The sequence below is a fragment of the Pseudoalteromonas sp. 2CM28B genome (assembly GCF_023161935.1).
This window is the reverse complement of record NZ_JALNTH010000054.1, coordinates 1-23,674: the sequence shown is the minus strand read 5'-3', so window position 1 is coordinate 23,674 and position 23,674 is coordinate 1. Positions and strand designations below refer to the sequence as shown.

The 23,674-nt window shown below is 41.4% G+C and carries 18 protein-coding genes and 1 pseudogene; 6 read left to right on the top strand and 13 right to left on the bottom strand.

Annotation, left to right across the window (positions count from 1 at the left end; all coding sequences use genetic code 11):
- Positions 1-12 precede the first annotated feature (12 nt).
- On the top strand, positions 13-3,060 hold the full coding sequence (locus MTN96_RS33965; protein WP_248534405.1) for a TonB-dependent receptor: 3,048 nt from the start codon (positions 13-15) through the stop codon (positions 3,058-3,060).
- A 604-nt stretch (positions 3,061-3,664) separates the two neighbouring features.
- Positions 3,665-6,622, top strand: coding sequence for a TonB-dependent receptor (locus MTN96_RS33960; protein ID WP_248534403.1), 2,958 nt, complete (start codon positions 3,665-3,667; stop codon positions 6,620-6,622).
- 586 nt (positions 6,623-7,208) lie between these two features.
- Here the strand turns inward: MTN96_RS33960 and MTN96_RS33955 are convergent.
- Both MTN96_RS33955 and MTN96_RS33950 read right to left on the bottom strand, forming a co-directional pair.
- Entirely contained in the window at positions 7,209-7,841 is a 633-nt protein-coding gene (locus MTN96_RS33955; protein WP_248534401.1) for an alpha/beta hydrolase, read from the bottom strand.
- A 35-nt stretch (positions 7,842-7,876) separates the two neighbouring features.
- Entirely contained in the window at positions 7,877-8,827 is a 951-nt protein-coding gene (locus tag MTN96_RS33950; RefSeq protein WP_058548102.1) for an SDR family oxidoreductase, read from the bottom strand.
- Between the two features lie 209 nt (positions 8,828-9,036).
- Between MTN96_RS33950 and MTN96_RS33945 the strand changes: the two genes are divergently transcribed.
- Both MTN96_RS33945 and MTN96_RS33940 read left to right on the top strand, forming a co-directional pair.
- A complete protein-coding gene (locus tag MTN96_RS33945) occupies positions 9,037-10,002 on the top strand; it encodes an AraC family transcriptional regulator (protein ID WP_058548103.1) in 966 nt (321 codons plus the stop codon).
- A gap of 2 nt (positions 10,003-10,004) precedes the next feature.
- Entirely contained in the window at positions 10,005-10,370 is a 366-nt protein-coding gene (locus tag MTN96_RS33940) for a DUF4345 family protein (protein WP_058548104.1), read from the top strand.
- An 87-nt stretch (positions 10,371-10,457) separates the two neighbouring features.
- Here the strand turns inward: MTN96_RS33940 and MTN96_RS33935 are convergent, their stop codons facing one another.
- Positions 10,458-10,961, bottom strand: a complete 504-nt coding sequence (locus tag MTN96_RS33935; RefSeq protein ID WP_248534399.1) for a hypothetical protein — start codon at positions 10,959-10,961, stop codon at positions 10,458-10,460.
- Positions 10,962-11,459: 498 nt separating this feature from the next.
- On the opposite strand from MTN96_RS33935, the gene MTN96_RS33930 reads away from it, so the two are divergent.
- Complete coding sequence (locus MTN96_RS33930) at positions 11,460-11,966, top strand: RNA polymerase sigma factor (protein ID WP_004589239.1); 507 nt, start codon at positions 11,460-11,462, stop codon at positions 11,964-11,966.
- Between the two features lies 1 nt (position 11,967).
- A complete protein-coding gene (locus MTN96_RS33925; protein ID WP_138580047.1) occupies positions 11,968-12,627 on the top strand; it encodes a hypothetical protein in 660 nt (219 codons plus the stop codon).
- 49 nt (positions 12,628-12,676) lie between these two features.
- Here MTN96_RS33925 and MTN96_RS33920 read toward each other — a convergent pair.
- The 10 genes and pseudogenes from MTN96_RS33920 to MTN96_RS33875 form a co-directional block, all read right to left on the bottom strand.
- Positions 12,677-12,922: pseudogene (locus MTN96_RS33920) on the bottom strand (endonuclease III); the annotation flags it as partial.
- An 82-nt stretch (positions 12,923-13,004) separates the two neighbouring features.
- Positions 13,005-14,360: a serine hydrolase domain-containing protein gene (locus MTN96_RS33915; protein ID WP_248450722.1), complete on the bottom strand. Its 1,356-nt coding sequence runs from the start codon at positions 14,358-14,360 to the stop codon at positions 13,005-13,007.
- Between the two features lie 171 nt (positions 14,361-14,531).
- Positions 14,532-15,164, bottom strand: coding sequence for an endonuclease III (gene nth / locus MTN96_RS33910; protein WP_096041465.1), 633 nt, complete (start codon positions 15,162-15,164; stop codon positions 14,532-14,534).
- A gap of 44 nt (positions 15,165-15,208) precedes the next feature.
- On the bottom strand, positions 15,209-15,907 hold the full coding sequence (locus MTN96_RS33905; RefSeq protein WP_248534397.1) for an electron transport complex subunit E: 699 nt from the start codon (positions 15,905-15,907) through the stop codon (positions 15,209-15,211).
- Complete coding sequence (gene rsxG, locus MTN96_RS33900) at positions 15,904-16,542, bottom strand: electron transport complex subunit RsxG (RefSeq protein WP_004589482.1); 639 nt, start codon at positions 16,540-16,542, stop codon at positions 15,904-15,906. The genes MTN96_RS33905 and rsxG overlap by 4 nt, the downstream gene beginning before the upstream one ends.
- Complete coding sequence (rsxD, locus tag MTN96_RS33895) at positions 16,539-17,597, bottom strand: electron transport complex subunit RsxD (RefSeq protein WP_248534395.1); 1,059 nt, start codon at positions 17,595-17,597, stop codon at positions 16,539-16,541. Before rsxD ends, rsxG begins: the two co-directional genes overlap by 4 nt.
- Entirely contained in the window at positions 17,594-20,146 is a 2,553-nt protein-coding gene (gene rsxC, locus MTN96_RS33890) for an electron transport complex subunit RsxC (protein ID WP_248534393.1), read from the bottom strand. Before rsxC ends, rsxD begins: the two co-directional genes overlap by 4 nt.
- Positions 20,147-20,154: 8 nt before the next feature.
- The gene (gene rsxB / locus MTN96_RS33885; RefSeq protein WP_004589479.1) at positions 20,155-20,709 is read right to left on the bottom strand and encodes an electron transport complex subunit RsxB; all 555 of its coding nucleotides are present in this window, start codon (positions 20,707-20,709) and stop codon (positions 20,155-20,157) included.
- A gap of 1 nt (position 20,710) precedes the next feature.
- Positions 20,711-21,292: an electron transport complex subunit RsxA gene (gene rsxA, locus MTN96_RS33880; RefSeq protein WP_004589478.1), complete on the bottom strand. Its 582-nt coding sequence runs from the start codon at positions 21,290-21,292 to the stop codon at positions 20,711-20,713.
- A gap of 214 nt (positions 21,293-21,506) precedes the next feature.
- Positions 21,507-23,450 (bottom strand): EAL domain-containing protein, encoded by a 1,944-nt coding sequence (locus tag MTN96_RS33875; protein ID WP_248534391.1) that lies wholly within the window; start codon positions 23,448-23,450, stop codon positions 21,507-21,509.
- Positions 23,451-23,674 lie beyond the last annotated feature (224 nt).

Genomic DNA, 23,674 nt, shown 5'->3' with positions numbered 1-23,674 from the left:
GGAGAACGCGGCATGTCGTTAAAAATGGATCGAAGACGTCAACATTCTACAAACAGCTCTGTTTGTAATCATTTTGCACTTTCACCTGCTGCTAAGTTAATTAGAGCAAGTTTACTTGCAGGTATGGCAGGTTCATTGTCATTTAATGCTTTTGCTCAGCAAGAAGCCCAAGAAAAAGTGACTGAAGTAGAGCAAGATGTAGAAATCATCAGCGTTACAGGTACTCGTAGAACCATACAAGATCAAATTGCAATTAAGCGTGAGGCAACAACGGTTGTTGATGGTTTATCTGCAGAAGATATTGGTGATTTACCCGCGCTGTCAATTGGTGAAGCGCTTGAGTCGATTACCGGTGCCGCATCTCACCGTGAAAACGGGGGCGCTACCGAAATCACCATTCGTGGTTTAGGCCCATTTTTAAGCGCAACCCATATTAATGGCCGTGAAGCTACTAATGGTAGTGGTGACCGCTCGGTTAACTTTTCGCAGTTTCCATCAGAGCTTGTAAAAAAGGTCGCTATTTACAAAACCCAAGATGCTTCAATGATTGAAGGTGGCGTAGCCGGTGTGATAGCACTTGAAACGATTGCCCCGCTAGATTACGGCAAACAACGCGTACAAGGCGAAGTAAAACTAAATTACAACCCAGATGAAAGTAATGTAGAAAACTCACTGCAAAGTGATACAGGCTATCGTGGTACGTTTAGTTATGTTGACCAATTTGAGTTTGCCGATGGCCAAGCAGTGGGTGTGTCTTTTGGTGTGCAGCGCCAAGATATTAGCCAACCAGAAGCAGAGTACAGAAGCTCAAGCCCATCGGGCTCTTCACTTTGGGCATGTTTAAATGACCCAACTAATACGAATGAAGGCTTTTACAGAAGCAGCGCAGGTGATTGTGAAGACCAAGTAAATGGCAGTAACAATCAAGGTTATCAAACAAACATCGACCCAGAAACAGGCAAAGCCGAAAGCGATGGCACTCCATACGCATGGACAGGCAGTAGCCGCAGCTATCGTCAAAATGAAACCTCAGATGAGCGTGATGCAGTATTTATTGCAATGCAATACCAGCCGTCGTCTGAGTGGGATGTTAACTTTGATGCACAAATCTCTGACAGAATACAAAGAGAAGCACGCCACGATTTAATTTTTTTACAAAAACGCGCAACACCTGGTTTAACAGGCCCAACGCTTGTTACTAACGATGTAGGCGGAATTTTACATTGGGAAGGTGAAGAACGTATTGAATCGGCGGGCGAGCAATTCTCACGTGAAGAAAACTACCAAGGCTATGGTATTAATATTGAGCACACGGTAACCGACCGCCTTACTGTAAATCTTGATTTAGCGTATTCAAAAACTGAGCGTGAAGAGCTACAAATTTCTAACCGTGGTAGAACCGCAGACCGTAATTTGTTTAGCTGGGATATGGGCGATGAAATTCCTCACTTCACCTTAACGGACTTTGATGTAACTGATATTTCTAACTTTACAGATAGCTTACGTACACGTTTAGACCGTGAAAATGTTCGCGAAAACGTAGTTAAATCGGCGCGTATTGATTTTGACTACGCGTTAGAGGGCGATATATTTACCAGTATTGAAGGGGGTATTAGAGCCTCAGAACTAAGCTTTATACAGTTTGGTGGTAGCCAAGGTAATGGGTCTCGTACTGAGTACACGATAGGCGATGACTCAGCATTAGAGATACTTCAAGGCTGTCAAATTGACTTCCCAGAATCTGATTTTTTATCTAGCGTATCGGATGGCAACTTAGTAACAAATGTAGATAGTAGCGGTAATGTAATAAGCTCTGGAACAGGTTCTTCGTGGGCGACCTACGATAACGTGTGTTTCTCTCAAGCTGTAGCGGCTACAGACACTGATTATACAGGTGAATTTGGTTACCCTGATGTTGAGTACGAAAATGCCGGTACCATAGATGTTACTGAAAAAACCACCTCAGTGTACTTAATGGCAAACTACGACACCGAAGTATTTGGTAAGTTTATTCGTGGTAACTTCGGCCTGCGTATTGTTGATACTGATGTAACCTCGGTAGGCTTTAGAACAAATTACACTGTAGATGTAGATGAAACTACAGGCGCTGTAACCCTTGATGCAGGGGATTCACTAGAAAGAACCGAAAGCGGCGGTGGTTATACTAAATATTTACCAAGCTTTAACTTAGTAGTTGATTACAGTGAAGACATTTTACTGCGTGCGGGTATTTACCGTGGTATGTCACGTGCTGACCCATCTGATTTAGGCTATGATCGCGACTTTGTAACAGACGATCAATCTGTTGCGCTATCGCTTTCTGACTTATTAACCGTAGATGGTTCAGGTAACCCTGATACTCAACCATTAATGTCATGGAACTACGACTTAGCCTTTGAATGGTACCCTAATGAAGATTCTATTTTAGCACTAAGCCTATACTACAAACAGTTCCAAGGTGGCTTCCAGCAACAAACTGTGATTGAAGACTATGTGGTTGGCGGTGAAACAGTATCACTACCAGTGACAAATTCGGTAACAACCGATAATGATAGCGATATACTGGGTTTAGAAGCATCGTTCTCGTACCGTTGGGATAATGGTATTGGTGTCAAATTTGGCTATAACTTTGCAGATACTGACTTTGAGTTTGAAGATAGCCTATATGGCGATACATACGTTACCGACCTAGATGGCAATACTACTCAATTAACTGCCGGTATTATTGAACCTGGTTCGGTGCCGGGCTTCTCAGAGCATGTATTTAGCAGCCAACTGTATTACCAAATTGGTGACTTTGATACGGCCATTATTTATAAATACCGTAGTGAATACTTCCAACCATATACCAGTAATGGTACCCGCTTACGTTATGTTGATGCCGTAGGTGTATGGGAAATGCGTGCATCGTATAAAATTAACGAGCACTTTAGAGTTAAAGCTGAAGCCATTAACTTGTTTAGCGCACCTAAGTCACAAGACTTCTTTGTGGAAGATAACCTAGGTGAAGTAAACGATTACGGCCCACGTTTATTCTTAGGAATGAGCTTTAAGCTATAACACAATAACCAGTGATCCCCACTTTAAAACCCAATTAGCGTATGCCGCTAATTGGGTTTTTTTGTATATGCGTGTGGGCTATTAACCCTAAGCTTTTTGAATCGCGGCGCACTTTCTTAACTAAATCTTGGTTAAACCTTTTTACCTAAAGCGCAGCATTACTAAACTCAGTGTTAGTAACGCTGCGTTATTGGCAAGCGAATTAGTTAGTCAAAAGTCTACTATCTTTATCTTGGTTGACCAATTAATTCGGTAAAAGCGGCTAAATATAAAAATAGCGCTGTATATATAAAAAAAATATATCAGTCAGGTTGAGGAGGTTTCAATCTGTTTTTGTGTGTTATTTAACCTTAATTTAGATTTAAAAGCACATTAAATACAAGTGGTTATATTATGGTCAGTAATAAAAGTATTTTTGTCATGCCGAATTGGCTTTTATTGGTAATGACAGTTTTTGCTTTTTTTACAAAAAATGGTTTACCAATAGGTTGACCTTTGGTGCTTTTGCTGTAAATATTAAGTTAACCATTTAGATAAATGGTAAGGCGTTTAATAAAAAATATATAGCGAGTTACACATAGCACTGACACACACAGGAAAAACTATGAATCACAAGTTATCAAAAATTACGCTAGCAGTTATATCTGCCACAGCATTAAACCTTTCTATGTCCACACACGCACAGGAAGCCAAGCCAATTGAAGAAGATGATGTAGAGATCATCGAAGTATCTGGCATTCGTCAATCACTTACTAATGCACTTGCTGAAAAACGCTCTGCAGATAGCCTAGTTGAAATTATTCAGTCAGAAGATATTGGTAAATTACCCGATCAAAACCTCGCTGAAGTATTAGAAAACGTAACGGGTATTCAAATTACACGTCAAGCGGGTGTAGGCACAGGTGTACAAATTCGTGGTACCGATGCTAACCGTACCGAAATTAACGGTGTATCAACGGTGGGCTCAGGCTCTGGTCGAAGTGGTATTAGCTTTGAAGATGTATCAGCGTCAATTATTTCAAGCTTAGAGGTAATAAAGTCGCCTGAAGCGAAAACAATAGAGGGCTCTGTAGGCGGTACTATTAACCTTAAAACGATTCGCCCACTGCATTTAGGTGAGCAGCTAGCCACTATTAGAGTGCAAGGTGAGCACAGTAGCTTAAGCACTGATAGCGGTTTGCAACCACGTTTTTCGGGAACTTTTGCTGATAACTGGGAAGGTGATTACGGTAAATTTGGTGTGTTAGTGAGCGGCAGCTACGCAGAGCAAGATGTAACGGCGTTTCGCCCGCGTGCAGATAGAGATAACATTATCACTGCAGATAGCGGTGTAGCCAGCGCTCAGTCTTTTGACTTTTTACCGATTCAATTTTTTGTACAAGATTACGATAACTACGAATACGAAACTAAAAACTTTGTAGGTACCATTGAATGGGCGCCAAACGACAACACAAAGTTTTATTTTGATGCTGTGGTTAACGATCAAGAACGTCGCCAAGAAAGCTCTCGTGTACAGGCTTCTGGTGTAAGTGCGCTTAATGATATTTCGGTTCCTGATGAATTTGAAACCGTAAACTTAGGCTCACTTGGCGGTACCAACCTTGGGTCTATTCAAGCGGCCTTACGCGGTGTCATTCCGGTTAATTTAGAAAACGATGATGACGATCCTAACCTTCGTTTTTCAAGTGATACAAACTCGCGTGTTACCGACAGTAATATTTTTAGATTCGGTGGCGAATGGCAAGGCGATAAGTGGTTTGTTAGTGCTGAAATTGCATCATCATCTTCAGATACAACTACGCCTAGCTTTAATACAACGCTTAACTTTATTAACCCTAATGTGCCATTAGATGCTGGTGGCGGTAATGATAATAGTGTGCCGTTTGAGTATGACTTATCAGGTGGTGCATTGGCATTTGGTATTGCAGAGGGGGCAGAGTACGCACCAACGGTTGAACAACTACTAGACCCTGCAAATGTAGTGCTACGTGATGTAAATATTGGTCAAGATACCGTTGAAAACTCTGAAGATGCGTTCCGTATTGATTCAACCTATTACACAGACTCAATTGTAACCTCTATTGATTTTGGTTACCGCTACAGTAAATCACAAAGCAAACAAAACGAAATTACCTCAAGCATTGGTTTAAGAACCATGGCTGATAGCCCGTCGGGTGATTTATTTGCCGACTTATTAGTGGCAGGCCCAGATAACTTTAACGAAGCTGATGGCCGCTCGTTATACATAGGCGACTTTTTACTTATTGATCCAGAGCTTGTGGCCTCAGACCCTGATGCGGTACTTGCCACATTACAAGCAGCGATGACAGCGCATGGTTCAAGCAAAACATTAAATGCACCTACTTCAAGTTCTGCAGGTTTTTTTGATATAGAAGAAACCACCCATGCGCTATATGCACAAGCTAACTTTGAGTACGAAATGGTGCGCGGTAACATTGGTGTGCGTTACATTCAAACAGACGTAGAGTCTACGGGCAACTCAGTTACTCAAGATGGTAGTGGTAATGAACTGGTAACGCGTATTACCAATGAATCTGACTATGACTTTATTTTACCTCGTTTAAACCTTGTCGCTGATGTATCAGAAGACGTACTTGTGCGCTTTGGTGTTGGTAAAGATATTCGTCGCCCTGATTATAACGACTTATCAACGTCTATTACTTACAGCACAAGTCCAAATGACGAAGTTGAATTTGGTAACCCAGCACTGAAACCTGAAGAAGTACTGTCTTACGATTTATCGGCAGAGTGGTATTTTGCAGAGGCAAGTGTATTTAGCGTAGGTATTTTTCATAAAACACGTAAAGACTTACACGTAAATCAGTTAACCTCGCCAGTTGAAGACCCTGTAACAGGGTATCGCGACTTAACAGACCCATGTGAAGGTGGCGGTATATTTAACCCCATTGCAGATATAAACGTATTTGGCCCTGAGAATGGCCGTGGCGTATGTGTTGGTACAGAAACAAAAGTAAACGATAGTGGTGAAACTACCCAAAAAGGGATTGAGTTTGCCTTTCAATATGACCTATCAGGCTTTGAAAAAGACCTAGGGTGGGCATCTGGCTTTGGTGTATTAGCTAACTATACAATTCAAGAGTTCTCAGGTGGTGAAACAGAAAATTCAGCAACCTCAAGAGCAAGTAATGTATTTGCAGCAACCACCGGTACGCCAGGTATTGAAGTAAGTGAAACTCAAGGCTTACTTAACCTTTCTGAAAACGCGTATAACTTTACGCTGTACTACGAAAAATTTGGCCTATCAGCACGTATGCGTTACACGTGGCGTGAAGGGTATCGTTCAAATGACTTTGGTAGTACGTCTAGCTTCCCTTGGGGTTTCCCAGTGGTACAAGAAGACCGTGGCCAGCTTAATGCAAGTATTAGCTACGATGTGAACGAGCAACTTAATATTGGCTTAGAGGCTGTAAATATTACTGAATCTGAAATTAGCCAATCATGTGTAAACGAAAGCGCACTATTGTGTTTCCAAGGTTTAACTGACCGTCGTATTACACTGGGTGCAAGTTACCGTTTTTAAAAAGTATGTTGAGAGTGTGTAGCCTTTGAACGGGCACTCAAAAGCAAGCCACATGGCTTGCTTTTTTTTTACCTAAAATTAGCCGCAGTTAGGGGGTTAATAAAGGGCCGTGGTTCTTTGTGTTGGGGGTAAAAATGCACCTGTTTGCAAAAAATAAAGTGTGTGTTGTATTACTTGTTGGTTGTAGCGCATTCCCGTGTGGCTTGCATCAAGGGTAATAAAATCACGCATATTAGTAGGGCGTGTTGGTATTTGATGGTTGAATTTGCAGCAGTGTGTTTAGTTTTTAGGCAAGGCAGAGCCTGTGAAGTGTGGTTATTCCCCATAAATAGGCGATAACGCTGCATAAATGCCAAACATGCGCTGCCCTTTGGCTTCTGCCTAGGGGCGATAAACTCTTTGTTGCCTACATGGATGTAGGTAAGGGGCGTGAGCAGGACGCGGAAGCTTTACTCGGTTTTTACTTATTCTTACAGGGATGTAAGTCATTAGAATAACGCAGGAGCAGTTATCGAGCCCACTAGGTTACAAACCTCGCGCCGCGATTTAATCGCCCCTAGATTGAACAAATTTCAATCCGCAAAAATCAACACGCCCTCAGTTTGGCTGATTCTACAGACACCAAGCCATCGTTTTTACCTTTAAAATAATGCTGTGTCAGGGGGGATGCTTTAGTACCGGCTATTACGCCTAAATCAATGTCCAGCTCATTTATGGTGTTGCCCAAACTCTTACTGCCTGTAATTAGAGATTGGCTTACACCTCCGGCTATATGCATTAACCATGAACCATTTAAATGATTAGCTAATTCGCTGCCTTTGTTAGGCGCGCCAATTAACACGACATTTCCAAGTGTATTACCATTAAATACCCGAGGGTTATTTTGCAAGTAGGCTCTAATAACTAAGCCTCCTAGGGAGTGGCCTACAAAATGTACTTTACTCGCGTTAGCAATACAGGCATTAATTTGTGTGGTTGTTTGCATAAATACAGTCTCAACACTTTGCCCTAAAGAGGCGTAATTTAGGCTGCATACTTTATAATGAGCACGTTTAAGCTGCTGGGTAAAATATCGCATTGCCAAATCGCTTCTGCCTAACCCATGGGCAAGTACTACCAGCTCATCATTAGGTTTATACTGCACAGGGAGGTTATTGGTACTTTTACAGCCGGTTAGGGAAAGTAAAAGTATTAGGCCGATTACAAATGGTTTTTTCATTACTTTTACACCCTACACACGTTCGCTATTAGCAATTATATTGTCCATTTAAAAGCAGTGTGCTGCTCAGTAACTGCCCATAATTTGCTTAGCACAGGCTGATCTAAAGCAAACGGCTCAAGTTTGCATATTCCTACGGGGCCGCTCCAATTCCATCTACCTGATGGGCCATAATACGCACGCTGTTTTAGGTTATGCTCGGTGGCACACATAACCTCAGGGTATGCACCTTGCTCTGCCGATTGTGCTAAGCCCATTTTTACTATTAGTGACCAGGTAAATCGGGTTGCAAAGTTAACATTATCGCCAATAAGAGAGGTATTAGCTGCACCTGGGTGACACACAAACACCTGCACATTTTTATTGGCGGCGGCTATTTTGTTTTGCAGCTCATAAGCAAACATCATTTGTGCAAGTTTACTGTGGCAGTAGGTCTTATTTGGGTGGTAGTTTTTATTCCAATTCATGTCATCAAATTGAATCGTTTTAAGCCCCATTTTGTAGCCTTCACTGGCCACTACAACAATACGCCCGCTAGATTGCTCTATTTTGTTAAAAAGTAAACCACACAGTAAAAAGTGCCCATAGTGGTTAACCCCTAACTGACTTTCAAAGCCGTCTTTAGTAAATTGCTGAGTCGCGACCTGCGCAATAGCACCGTTACAAATAAGTGCATCTATGTGTGGCACAGTTTGTAATACCTCGTTAGCTGCATGACGCACAGAGGCAAGCTCTGCTAGGTCCATTTTTATAAAGCTCACATCGGTACTATTGCTAAACTCCTGTTTTAACTTAGCAATAGCTTCATCTGATTTTAAAGGATTACGATTGAGCATAACTACTTTTGCGCCTTTAGCGAGTAATAGTCGGGTTGCTTCAAAGCCTGCGCCTGTATTTGCTCCAGTTATTAGATAGCATTTACCAACTAAAGAACTGAGTTGGTCGGGAGTCCAGCCAGAAGGGCCAAATGGGTTAGTTGCGCTCATTAGTTAAATTCCTATCAATAGTTAAGTATAAATATGCAGTACAGGGCTATGCGTATTGCTCTAAAGTGCTTGTTAGGTAATATAACTCTCGCTACCAGGTGTAACTAGGCGATATCCTCTTTAAAATATGCCTATTTGTATCGCTGCATTGAGAATGTGTATCTACGATGCTAGATTAGAATTATTCTATATTTGAAGGGTATGGGTGAATGAGCAAACACCACATTAAGCAACTTATACAAAACAACCTGTCTTTTAACGAGGTAAACTGCGATGAAAATTATGCTCAAGGGCTAATAGAAACGGGTATTAAAGGTGTTCAGTTGTTTAAAGTAACGCAGGCTATGCGCTGTGCACCTGCGGTATACGAGCCGTGTATTGTTGCTATAGTCAGTGGCGCTAAAGAAGCCATACTCGATGGTAAGCATTTTATATACGATGAAAATAATTATATGTGCTGTCCTATGTCTATGCCGGTAGAAGCGGGTACACCCACGGCTTCACCTGAGAACCCCTTGCTAGGCGTTATTGTATCGCTAGATACAAAAGTGATGACCGAATTATCTATTACCATGGCTGCACAAGGTGTAAAAAAACACGCATCAGGCCCCAAATCGCAAGGGCTTACACTCGCAGCATGGGATGACTCATTTACCGATTCATTACTACGATTGCTGCAACTTGAAGGCAACCCTGTAGATATTGCGGTTTTAGGTGAAGGGCGACTGCGAGAATTATATTACGCCATATTAAACGGACAGGCCGGTAATAGTGTGCACCAAGCCTTTGGCGTAGGAAACGACATAGCACGCTCAATTGATTATTTGGCATCTCGATTAGATGAAACCATAACCATAGACGATATGGCAGCAAAAATTGGCGTAAGTAGGGCAGTTTTGCATCGAAAATTTAAGGATGCGACGAGTATGTCGCCGATTCAATTTATTAAATCTATGCGCTTAAATACCGCCGCGATGAAAATTGCAGCGGGTATGAACGTAAGCTCGGCGGCTATGTCTGTAGGCTATGTTAGCTCATCACAATTTAGCCGAGAATTTAAACGTATGTATGGGCAATCGCCAAAGCAGTGGAGCCAAGCAAAGGAGTTACCTCAGGAGCTTGTTGAGCAATCGATTGCTCAAACAGTTGATCAATCAACCAGCCTGAGGGATTGATCATGGATAATATAGTCATTTTTAGGGTTGTTGGTGCCGTATTAATTATTTTTGGCATAGTGTTAGCTGTCAATCCTGAGCTGATAAGCAATAAGCCAGTTCCTAACGATATTTTTAAGGCCGTAGAGCGCAGAATTTGGTGGGGGTTATTTATTGGTTTTGGCTTATTACTGCAATTTCATTTTCAGCTCGCACCTTGGCAAGCTAGCATAGCGGCAACACTGTCCTCGTTACTCGTAGGGCTTTTAATTGCAAGGCTTATTGGCATTATGTTAGATGGCTCGGTAGCAAAACAGTGGCTAAATGTTGGTATTGAAATAGTGATACTGGCGCCTCTAATTTGGTGGTATTTAAAAGTACGCACTTAGTATCAGAGTTAAACCGCTATAAATCTTAGTATCGTCTTAGAGTGTAACGCTTAATACCTTTAAGGCATGATAAGCAAACAAAGGCGTTTACCCATGTACTTTACTTTGAGTTAGCGCCATTTCTTCAGACCAAGGTACATAGAGTGCGGGAGTTAAGTTTTTATTATCGGCCAAAATTACTTTCGCGATTGGCCGTCCGAAATATTCAGTTGGCTCAAATGAGCAAATATCTTTTAGATTAATTGAAGTATAACAATTTGCTTTTTTGATAAATAAAGCTGATTCATCCACACGTGCATGAACTGTTATTTGTAAGTTCATGTAAGGAACCATAGATACTATGTGTTCACCTAAGTGAAATCTGTCTCGCTCTATCTCATCTCCTATTGCTTTTAAATAGTTAATATATGCTTTCCAACGCTTTAAAATTAATAAGGTTAAAAATGAAATAAAACAAATTAGGCTTAAAATAATCGAATGAAATACAGAAAATTGACCCAAATAATAAAATGCACCCGCCAGTATAAGCACAACAGCTAAATTTAATAATGACCACTTATTTGGCTGAAATTTTGAATGATTACTTTGCAAAATACATCCTTGAAGTTATGTGGTTTCTTACAGCGCTAACACAGAAACCTTCTTAAATTATTATTCACTATTAATAGCAGGTTGTATGTTTTTTACCACCTTTAGCCTGAGTCATATTTGATAACCAGAGATACAATAATATTAACTATTGCTATATTAAAAAAATCTTTTAACTAGGAGTCCCCTTTTAATCGCAGGCAGAAAAAAAGAGCTAACTCCTCGCTTTGCTCTTTTACTTAGCTTATTACTCCCTCAAATAATTATTTTTTAAATAGTTGTGATTAATTCAGAGATACTGCGAATAACTAGATAATACGATTATGTGAGTACTATCGTGCAGCTAAAATGTTTATATAAATGTGTACAGGCTGTGTTGCATTAGCCAAAGCGCTGCACCTTGTTGCTTTTAAAAACAGATGCATTAGCACTTAAACACAATGAAACTGCGATGAGCCAACTACATGATGAGATTAATTTAGATGATGGATTTATGCGTAAATGAACACCAATAAAAAAGCACTGTTTGCTCAAACAATGGAGCAGCATAAAGGCATTATTTATAAAATTGTTAACTCGTACTGTCAAAACCAACACGACAGGCAAGACCTAGCGCAAGAAATACTCACCACCATGTGGCTTGCTTATGATAATTACGACAAAGACTATAAGTTTTCTACGTGGATGTACCGAATAGCACTGAATGTGGCGATTTCATATTACCGCAAAGACAGTAAACGAGAAGATAAAGCCAATGAAAGTGAGCAGTGCATTGTGCACATAGCCGACCTATCAGCGCACAATGATAAAAGCGAAGAGGTTAAGCAGCTTTATGAATTTATAGCAAAGCTCGATAAGTTAAATAAAGCCATAGTATTGCTGTATTTAGAAGGCGAACCCCATCAAAGCATAGCGACGAGTTTAGGCATAAGTAAAACCAACGTCGCTACGCGAATTGGCCGCATTAAAGAAACACTAAAAAATCAATTTGAAAAACAGGGGGCTTAAAATGAATTTAGATAACATTAAAAACACATGGCAGCAGCAAAATAGTGTTAACGAATCGGCCATTACAATAAACCAATCACTGCTGAGCGAAACAAAAGTGAATAAACAAATGAAAGAGCTTAATACTATGAAGTGGGCACGTATTATTGAAAGCGCAGCCTTCTTTTTTATTATTGTTTTATTGGGGCAGTATATTGCAAATAACTTTAGTGTTTCAGCGCCTTCAATATCTGCGTTGATACTGAGTGTATTTTCCATTGCTGGCCTTGCAGGTAATATTGGCCAAATAGTGCATATTGCTAACGTTGATTATGCAAAGCCAATTAGCCAACTTCAAAAAGACGTTTACCGCCTTTGCTCACATAAATTACAACTAACTAAGTTGTTACTTATGTCTGCACCTTTTTATATGGCTTATGTTTTTATTGGCTTTGATGTGCTATTTGAAATTGACTTGTATGCTCACCTAGAGCAACACATGGTTTGGTTTTACAGCGTGTCATCGCTTCTACTTTTAATAATTACAAGCTGCGTATTAGCTAAACTAAACTACACAAATATTAAAGCGCCTTGGGTTAAACGCACCATTGCATTTATTGTCGGTGAGCGTTTAGTAAATATGGCGCAATTTATAAATAGTATAGAATCAACAGACAGCTAAATAATTAGCTGTCTTACTTTCAAAATACCCAAAATAGAGTTATTCGAGGTTAGTCCGTTTTTTCTTTAAAATCACACACGTCTTCAATAATACAGCTGCCGCATTTAGGCTTACGGGCAACGCAAGTATAGCGCCCGTGTAGTATTAACCAGTGGTGTACGTCTACTTTAAATTCTTTAGGGACGACCTTTTCAAGTTTTTGCTCAACAGCAACTACATTTTTACCCATTGCAAATTTGGTGCGGTTAGAAACACGAAAAAAATGCGTGTCTACGGCAATGGTTGGCCAGCCTAAAGATAAGGAAAATAGATTTTATTTTAAACTATGGCCTCGCAGCATACCCATATTGACGGTCATTTTTGTGCGATAAACGTACTTACAGTTGCTTAATATGACCATAATTGTCACTTGCATAATCACTTTTAAAATCGGATTTAATTGCTAACGACTTACGGAAAGTGCTTTTCGCCATTTCAAAGTCTCCTTTTGATAAGTAAGCAAATGCTAAGCTATCGTATACTTGCGGCGCATCAGGGAAAAGGGATATCAAATACTTAAACATATCAAATGCTGCTGTCCATGATTCTGACTTAAGCAACTCCATGCCTAATTCATTGATTGTTCGACCAATAAACTGCTTATAACCGTTCTCGCGGTATGTCCTCTTAAAGTGTTTAACAAACCCTTTTGGGCCATTTGTTTGGTAATACTCGAAAGCAAAGTTTTTTTCCAATTGCTTTATCGGTTCATATTTACCATTTTGAATAAAAGACAAAATTCGGCCAGAAATACGCTCTGCAATTAGGTGATCGGTATTGGCCAAGACGACAATTTCATAACCATTTTCCAAATCAACCTCAACAGCAGCACTCACTCCCAACCCTCCACCGTATGCGGCCCAATGGGAGCCATCCATTGCAAATGACTTACGATTTGTATGGTCAGAGTTCTTTAGTAGTTTATCGGTATAAAAGAGCGCACGATAAAACTGTTGAACATCTATAACTGTAGACTCAATGCCACCATCCGGGCTGGGATGTTCTGTAACACCAACTCGTTTCAACGTATTATTGTACTTATAGGTATATCGTATCGACTGGTGCTCATGATAGTTCATAGGCTTGAAGGTTGTTGATGACATGCCAGCTGGATTGAAAATATTGTTTGCAAGTAACTTTTCGAATGATTGGCCTGTAACTTTTTCAAGAATGACACCCAACACTACATAACCGTAGTTTGAATATTTATAATCGCTATCAGGTTCGAATAAGAGAGGGGTGTCTATTAACAGTTTTAGTTTTTTGTCTAGAGTATCAAACGCGAGTTGATTCTCACGATATTCAGCTACAAAGATATCAGCAAATCCAGCTCTATGATTTAGTAAATGTTCAATTGTAATTTTCTCAGCATGAAGCTGTTTAAAGCCTAACTCAAACGTAATGAGTTTGTCACTTAACTTGAGCTTTCCAGCTTCTACTTGTTTCAAAATTAGGACTTTGGTGAAGTCTTTCATTATTGATCCAAGATTAAAGCGGCTTTGAGTTCTGTTCCTTAATTCTTTTTCAATATCCTGAAAACCATAAGAAGATGAAAATACCTCTTTACCATCTTTCGTTATCAGCACATTTCCTGAAAACCATCCCATTTCTTGGTATTGAATTGCGATGTTATCTGCAACTTCAGACACTTTCATATTCTTATTTTGTGTATTTTCCTCGACTGCATAAGCCATTGAAGATATTGCAAAGTATATAAGAAGGATTACAGTGAAATTTCGGATCATTAGCGTGACACTATTCTGTTAAATTAATTTAGTAGTGAGTTAATTACATAGGATTCTGTTGCAACATTTCTCACTTTTTTAATTAAACTATTAATAACAAACTTCATAACCCATTGCTAGTTAATCAGTTTTGTCTTTAAACTCACACAAGTCTTCAATAATACAGCTGCCGCATTTAGGTTTACGTGCTACGCAGGTGTAGCGCCCGTGTAGTATTAACCAGTGGTGTACGTCTACTTTAAATTCTTTAGGAACAACCTTTTCAAGTTTTTGCTCAACGGCGACTACATCTTTGCCCATCGCAAATTTGGTGCGGTTTGAAACACGAAAAATATGCGTGTCTACGGCAATGGTTGGCCAGCCGAAGGCTGTGTTGAGCACTACATTTGCGGTTTTTCGGCCAACACCGGGTAGGGCTTCTAGAGCTTCGCGGTTCTCGGGAACAATGCCGTTATGTTGATCAACCAATATTTGGCACATTTTGTACACGTTTGCGGCTTTTGAATTAAATAACCCAATGGTTTTTATATAATCGCGAAGCGCATCGTGGCCAATATCTAAAATGGCTTGTGGCGTATTAGCAACCGGAAATAATTTACGGGTGGCTTTATTTACCCCTACATCGGTGGCTTGTGCAGAGAGCGTAACAGCTACTAGTAGCTCAAATGGGCTTGAATATTCAAGCTCGGTTTCTGGATGCGGGTTTTGCTCGCGCAAGCGCGAGAGTATTTGGTGACGTTTTTCTTTATTCATGCAACTTAAAACGCATTAGCTAATAGCGTTAATGCGTTTTCCCCTTAAGTTAAGCTAGTAACACGTGCGCGTGGGCCTTTTTCGGCTTCTGGCGGCGTTACTTGTTTTGATTTTATTTGTGCGTCAATAACATTTTTTGCTGCTATTAGCAGCCCAAGCCCTAAAAAGGCGCCGGGTGGTAAAATAGCGAGTAAAAACTGGCTATCGAAACTAAATATTTCCAAGCGTAGGCTTTGTGCCCATGGCCCTAGGAGCAAATCGGCTCCATCGAATAATGTACCTTGGCCTATCAGTTCGCGCATTGCACCTAGCGCTAACAGTACGGCCATAAAGCCTAAGCCCATCATTAGGCCGTCGAATGCAGACAGGTGCACAGGGTTTTTAGAGGCATACGCCTCTGCACGGCCAATAATGGCGCAGTTAGTTACTATTAGTGGAATAAATATGCCTAATGATTGATACAAACCAAAGGTGTACGCATTCATAAGTAGTTGAACTATAGTCACAAAGCCTGCAATAATCATGACAAATACCGGAATACGAATGTCTTTAGGTACCCAATTACGCACAACTGAAACAGTAATATTAGAGCCTACTAAAACTAATAAAGTAGCTAACCCTAGGCCAAGTGCGTTGGTTACAGTTGATGTAACAGCTAAAAGCGGGCATAAACCGAGTAGCTGCACTAGCGCGGGGTTATTAGCCCATACGCCTTCTTTGTATAAGGTTTTTAACTCACTCATTGTGTTACCTCTTGGCAAGCATTAGGCTGTTTAAAAATGGCGTCAAAGTTAGTTTTTGCAAATAATACGGCATTTTTTACCGAGCCTACCACGGCGCGAGGGGTAATTGTTGCACCGGTAAATTGGTCAAACTGGCCGCCATCCTTTTTTACCGCCCAACGGGCATCGTCTTCACTTTGAACCGTTAAATCGTTAAATGTAGTGATCCACAGCGACTTTTTAACTTCTACTTTGTCGCCTAAGCCGGGCGTTTCTTCGTGCTTAGTAGTGCGAACGCCGGCAATGGTGCCATCAGCAAGTACGGCGGTTAATAAGTTAATATCGCCACTGTAACCACTAGGTGTTATGTGTCTTATTACAAGTGCAACAGGTTGCTGATTTTTATAAGCGCGGTAAATAACTTGCTCGGGGTAAGGACCAAGTTGTTCGTCGCTCATAATTACGCAATTTGTATTGAGCTGATTATCGTAGCTGCTTGGGTTTAATACCTCTTGTAATTGTGAGGTTAGTTGCAAGCGTTCTTGCTCGGCAATTTTATCGGCGGTAAAGGCATCAATTGAGGCAACTAAGCCTGTTGTTATCAGTGCAAAGGCGGTTAATATCGCGCCATTTTTAGCCATTGATGAAATAATCATTTTACTGCTCCGTGGCCATAAGTGCGTGGTTGGGTGTAGTAATCAATCAGCGGTACAGCAATATTAATTAATAATACACTAAAGGCTACCGCATCAGGGAAGCCACCAAAGGTGCGAATTAAATACACCAACAAGCCAATTAACGCGCCATAAATTAAGCGCCCTTTATTGGTAGTTGCAGCCGAAACAGGATCGGTGGCGATAAAAAATGCGCCCATCATGGTTGCGCCACTTAATAGGTGAAATACCATACCCGGCTCGGTACCCGGTGCGGCAATATAGCCAATGGCACTGCACAGCGCTAGTGAGCCTATAAAGCTTACTGGAATATGCCAGTTTATAATTTTAGCTTTTAAAAGGTATAAACCACCGGCTAAAAAGCCTAGGTTAACCCATAGCCAACCAAGCCCAGCCCATTGAGAAAAAATCGGTTTTTGCATACTTTCGCTAACGGTTAGACCATGTGCTACATCGGTTTTAACTGTATCAAGCGGGGTGGCCATGGTGAGGCCATCAACGCCGGCACGGACTTGATCGACACTAAAGCCCAGAGCGGTAAAATCGGTAAATATAAGGCGTAGTTGGTCAATAAAGCCAATTGGGGCGTTAAGTAAATCGGTAACGGGTAACCAAGCGGTCATTTGCACCGGAAACGAGACTAAAAGTAGTACGTATGCGGCCATTGCTGGGTTAAATAAGTTAAAGCCAAGCCCACCATAAAGTTGCTTTACAATCACAATGGCAAATAAACAGCCAATAATAATGACCCACCAAGGCGCCATCGGCGGAATACTCAGTGCTAACAGCACACCAGTAAGCCAAGCACTACCATCACTCAATGCAGGCCAAACAGGGCGTTTACGCATTAACATAATGGCTGCTTCAAATACGCTTACAGCAACAAGTGCCAGTACTAACTGAATAAGTACGCCAGTCCCAAAAAATAACACTTGCACTATTAGCCCAGGAATACACGCAGCAATTACGGTTAGCATTAATCGCGTTAACGACTTATGGCTATGGTTGTGCGGCGAACTGGCCATGGTTAATTTCATGACTGATCATTTCCTTCTTTTTGTAACTTTTTAGCTTTGGCGCGCGCTATTGCGGCGGCCACGGCGGCTTTTTTCTTCTCTGCTGCAGTTTGCTCAGAGGCCGTTTGCTCAGAGTCTGAACCGCTGCTGGTTTGTGGCTCATTGCTGTGTTCAGGTGTGCTGTGTTCACTTGCTGCTGATTGCTCTGCTTCTTTAGCTGCTTTTTTAGCTTTAGCGCGGGCAATAGCAGCAGCTACGGCCGCTTTTTTGTCATCAGCAGGAGAGTGTGTTTGTGAGTTTTCAGGCTCAACTTCACTTGTTTGCTCAGCAGAACTTAGTTCATCTGATTGCTGGGCTTGCGCAGCCGCTTTAGCGGCTTTTTTAGCTTTAGCACGCGCGATAGCAGCAGCTACCGCTGCTTTTTTATCATCTGCGGGCGCGGGGGCTTCATCGCTTTGTGGCTCTGCTTCTTGCTCAGCTTGCGCCGTTTTTTTAGCTTTAGCACGCGCAATAGCAGCAGCTACTGCTGCTTTTTTGTCATCAGCTGGGGCGGGCGCTTCATCGCTTTGTGGCTCTGCACTTTGCTCAGCTTTCGCCGCTTTTTTAGCTTTAGCACGGGCAATAGCAGCAGCTACCGCAGCTTTTTTGTCATCAGCTGGGGCGGTTGCTTCATCGTTTTGTGGCTCTGCACTTTGCTCAGCTTGCGCCGCTTTTTTCGCTTTAGCACGAGCAATAGCAGCAGCTACGGCTGCTTTTTTATCATCAGCGGGAGCGGTTGCTTCATCGTTTTGTGGCTCAGCGCTTTGCTCAGCTTGCGCCGCTTTTTTCGCTTTAGCGCGGGCAATAGCAGCAGCTACGGCTGACTTTTTATCATCTGGTGTTGGTGATGACTCGCCCTCGGCAGCTTTTTGTTCTTTATATTTACGTGCTTTTTCTTTACGTAGTGCGCGCTCTTTAGCTACTTCACTGTTATCTGGCTCAAGCTCTTCACCTTGCTGTTTTTTCGCTTTGGCGCGGGCAATTGCAGCGGCTACAGCTGATTTTTCATCGCCATCCGATGATTTGCTCTTAACGCGGGCAAGGGCATCCGCTACTTTTTGTTTTTCATCTGATGTTTTTGCCGCTGGTTTACGTTTATGGCGGTTTTGACGTTCTTGTTGCTCGCGCTCTAGGCGTTCTTTACGGGCGTCAAAGCGCTCTTTTGCTCTATCGGCTTTAATTTTTTCGGCTTGCTGCTCTTTTATTTCTACTTTTGCTACGCGGTAATACTGCACCAATGGAATTTCGCTTGGGCATACATACGCACACGCACCACATTCAATACAATCAAATAAGTTGTGCTCTTGTAATTTGTCGTATTCTTTTGATTTTGCAAACCATTGTAATTGCTGGGGTAATAACGAAGCAGGGCAGGCATCTGCACAGGCACTACAACGTATACAAGCTTTTTCAGGGCCAGGCTCTGCGAGCTCTTTATGATCGGGGGCTAAAATACAGTTGGTGGTTTTAATTACCCCAATACGCACAGTCGGTAAGGTAAAGCCCATCATCGGCCCGCCCATAACAACGCGCTGCTGTGGTACGGGTGAAAAACCTTGGCAATCAAGCAGGTGCTTAACTTCGGTGCCTAATAATGCCCATACATTACCTGCATTATGAATGGTGTTACCTGTTACTGTAACAACGCGCTCTATAAGCGGTTTACCTTCGTACACCGCTTGTTGCACAGCAAATAAAGTTCCTGTGTTGTGCACTAAAATACCAATATCGGCAGGAATACCGCCACTGGGTACTTCACGGTTTGTAAGTAATTTAATTAATTGTTTTTCGCCGCCCGATGGATAAACAGTAGGCACCGTTTGAATAACAATATTGGCGTTGTGCTCTGCGGCACTTTTCATAGCCGCTATGGCTTCGGGCTTATTATCTTCAATGCCAACAATACACAGTGTCGGGTTTAAAATTTGTTGCATTAGCTCAATGCCTTGCACTACTTGCTTGGCATGTTCACGCATTAACACATCGTCGGCTGTTATGTATGGTTCACACTCAACAGCATTAACAATTAAAAACTCAATAGGTTGTTTTATATCGGCTTTTACATAAGTAGGAAAGCCTGCTCCACCCATACCACTTATACCTGCTTGATGAATTATATCGACTAATTCATCGTGGCTAAGCTCACTTGGGTTAGGTGTTGGGGTTAGTTCGCACCATTGATCTTTGCCATCAGGCTCAATAATAATACTTAGCTCAGGTAAAGCCGATGGATGCGCCGAAGGCATAGAAGCAATATCTGTTATGGTGCCAGAGCTGGGCGCATGTACAGGCACAGACCAATTCGCAACGGGCACGGTAAGTGCTTGGCCTTTTAATACCTGTTGGCCTTTTTCTACAATTAATTTACCGTTAGCACCAATGTGCTGTTTAATTGGTACAACTAACTTATCAGGTAGAGGAAGCCTAGCAATACGCGCACTGTTAGAGAGTGTTTTTTGTTGTGGTGGATGCACGCCGCCCGGGAATGCCCAAACAGTGCCTTTTTTAATTTGTTCAAGTAACTTTTCCACTCAAACCTCTAATCTATTTGCGTGACAGGAATAGCATCAAGTTGCCATTTCCAGTTTTGTTTTGTTTCGGCTACAGGCAGCATATCAATGCAATCTACAGGGCAGGGCTCTACACATAAATCGCAGCCGGTACATTCTTCAATTAGTACAGTGTGCATTTGGCGTGTAGCACCGACAATGGCATCCACAGGGCATGCCTGAATACACTTAGTACAGCCTATGCACTCGTCTTCGCGAATATAGGCCACTGTTTTTATCGGCTCTGCTTGTTCGCCACCGGCAAGCGGTTTAGGCTCTACGCCCATTAAATCGGCCAGCTTTTTAACCGTTGCTTCACCGCCTGGTGGGCATTTATTAATTTCATCCCCGTTGGCAATTGCCTCAGCGTAGGGGCGACAGCCCGGATAGCCACACTGGCCACACTGGGTTTGCGGTAAAATGGTATCTATTTGCTCAACAATTGGGTCGCCTTCTACACGAAAGCGAATAGCTGCAAAGCCTAAAATAAGTCCAAAAACAAGCGCTAGCGAGCCAAGCGCTATCAAGGCATACATTAAGGTCATATTAAAACTTCACTAATCCGGTAAAACCCATAAACGCCATCGACATTAAGCCGGCGGTGATCATGGCTATTGAGGCGCCTTTAAACGGGGTAGGAACATCTGCAGCAGCAAGGCGTTCGCGCAGCGCTGCAAATAATACAAGTACTAACGAAAAGCCAACGGCTGCGCCAAAACCATACACGGCCGATTGTAAAAAGGTGTGATCTTCTTTTATATTAAGAAGCGCAACACCTAATACCGCACAGTTAGTGGTGATCAGCGGTAAAAATATACCCAGTAAACGGTATAAAGTCGGGCTAGTTTTACGCACAACCATTTCGGTAAATTGCACCACAACGGCAATCACTAAAATAAAGCTCATGGTGCGTAAAAATTCGATATCTAGCGGCGCTAAAATATATTGATTAACTAAATAGCTTGTAACAGAGGCAAGAGTAAGCACAAACGTGGTTGCTAAAGACATACCAATAGCGGTATCAAGCTTGCCTGATACACCCATAAATGGACATAAGCCTAAAAATTGTACTAATACAAAGTTATTAACTAGAACGGTTCCAATCAATAACAAGACATATTCTGTCATGTGTGCCTCGCGCTATTAAAATCCTGTGTATTATCCTTTTTTCTGCCCCGATAAACAACATATGCGAGTCGTTATCAGTTAAATAAACACAGTAAAATAATTAAGCGATCACAAAGCTGTAAAATTTATGTGATTTTAAAGTAAGCGAAAAATTAAACAGTTAAACGCAAAAAAGAGCACATGTGCTCTATTTTACTTTAATTAAGGAGAGGTGCTAAATATCTTTAGGTTTTTCTATGTAATAACCTTGTACGCCGTCTAGGCAAAGCGTTTCTACTATGTGTTTTTCTTCTTGGCTTTCAACGCCCTCAGCAAACACACTCACACCAATGCGGTGGGCTAAATCAACCATTAAGCGCATAAAGTATTGATTGTTTTTATCATCTTCTAGCCCGCGGGTGTAACTTGCATCCATTTTAATAAAGTCTGGTTTTAAATCACGGAAAAACTTAAACGACGTTAGTCCTACACCAAAGCGTTCAACCGTTACGCGGGCACCTACGCGATGCACCATATCAATAAAGCGTTTACTGGCTTTAATATTTTGCTGTAGGCCAAACTCACTTACTTCAAATACTAATTTAGAGGCTATATGTGTATCTTTTAATAAGCGGCGCTCTAACCAAATAACAAATTGATCGTTATGTGCACTTGAGGCGGTCACATTCAGGCCAAAAAACTTTTCAGAGAGGTTACGGCTTTTAATTTTTTCAAGTGATGAGTCAATAATTAAGCGGTCAATTTCTATGGCCATATCGAGTTTTTCAGCCATGGCCAGAAACGAGGCCGTAGGAAGCACTTGGTTATCTTCGGTTTTAAAGCGCACTTGTATCTCTGCATACGCCTTAATGCTTTTACCCAGCGGCATAATATTTTGCATTACTAAGTGAACACGTTTTGATTCAATCACTTCGTTAATCACTTTACGCCAGTTTTGGTTACCAAACCCAGCACTAACATTATTAACTAAATCGGTTTCGCGCTGCACATGCCATGCATTTACTTGCTTAGATTGCGCCATGCTCATTGCGTTATCGACAACCGATAATAGTTCACCCAGCGGTTTGCCTTTTTCGTAGCCCACAATACCTGTGTTAGCCACAGAGCTGAGCTCTTGATTTTGTTGATATTGAGTAAAGCGCGATTGCAGGTTTTCACCAAAACGCTCTGCTTCTTTAAGTGGGGTATTAGGAAGTACAACGGCAAAGTCTGAGCTATTTAGCCTAAATACTTGGCTGCCGGTGTAAGTGCCGCTTATATGCTTAATTATATCCGCCACACCTTTAACGTAGTCATCACCTTTTTGGTAGCCACGGCTTTGATTTATAGTTTGCAGCTCACTACAGCGTACAAGCGCTAACGATCCAAACGTACTGCGCTCACTGTTTTCGATGTGTTTTTCGTAATATTCAACAAACATATTACGGTTACCTAATTCGGTAATTACATCTTTATAGGCTTCTTGTTTGATACTTAAGGCAGCGTTTTGAATATCATCATTTTTATTTTTTAAAAAATGCGAAAGGCGATTAAAGCTCGGGACTAAATCTTTACCTAGCTTTTTCATTTTACTTGCATCAAGTGCGGTGTCTAAGTCGTCGCCAATTTGATTTTGGTTAATATAAATGTCTATTACATCGGCTACGGTCATGCTGATATTTTTATTTAAGCTAAGAAAAATAGACTTCATTAATATGATAGGAATAATCACTAAAAAGGCAGAAATAAATATAACTATAAATAACGAGGTTTGTAGCTGCTGCGCTAAACGTTCAATGTTGAGGGTAAATTCTACTTTTATATCTGCAGCGTCGTTAACGGCAAATTGTGGGCGAACCGAATTAAAGCTAGATTGAATAAATTCAGCAAACATGGGCAGTTGGGTAGGGGAGTTAACTGAAAACACCTCAGCCCCTTGGTAGTCTCTTAGTATAAAGCTTGAAAACGTTTTACCATCGCCAATCGCTTTTTTTATACTTTCAGGCGAAAGCTCATCACTTGTTAAGCTGTTAATGTAACGTGTTACGCTGGTTTGCGCTGAAGTTTGTGCTTCACTTACTGCATTATTAAAGCTTACAGATATGAAGTAGCTTCCAGCCGCAACACATACAAGCCAAGACAGGATTTGTATAAAAATAAGTTTTTTAAAGCCAGCCATGTTATCAATCTTTTAATAGTTCAAAAGGAAAGGAATCAGGTCCTTGATCATTCAACTAATAGCAACACATTAGAATAGATATTATGTTTTAGTTATAAAGCAGAAGAGTAGTGGAAAATTACTGAAATGTCTATGAAATTCTTATGATTGGCTCCCCCTCCCCGACTCGAACGGGGGACCTGCGGATTAACAGTCCGTCGCTCTAACCAACTGAGCTAAGGGGG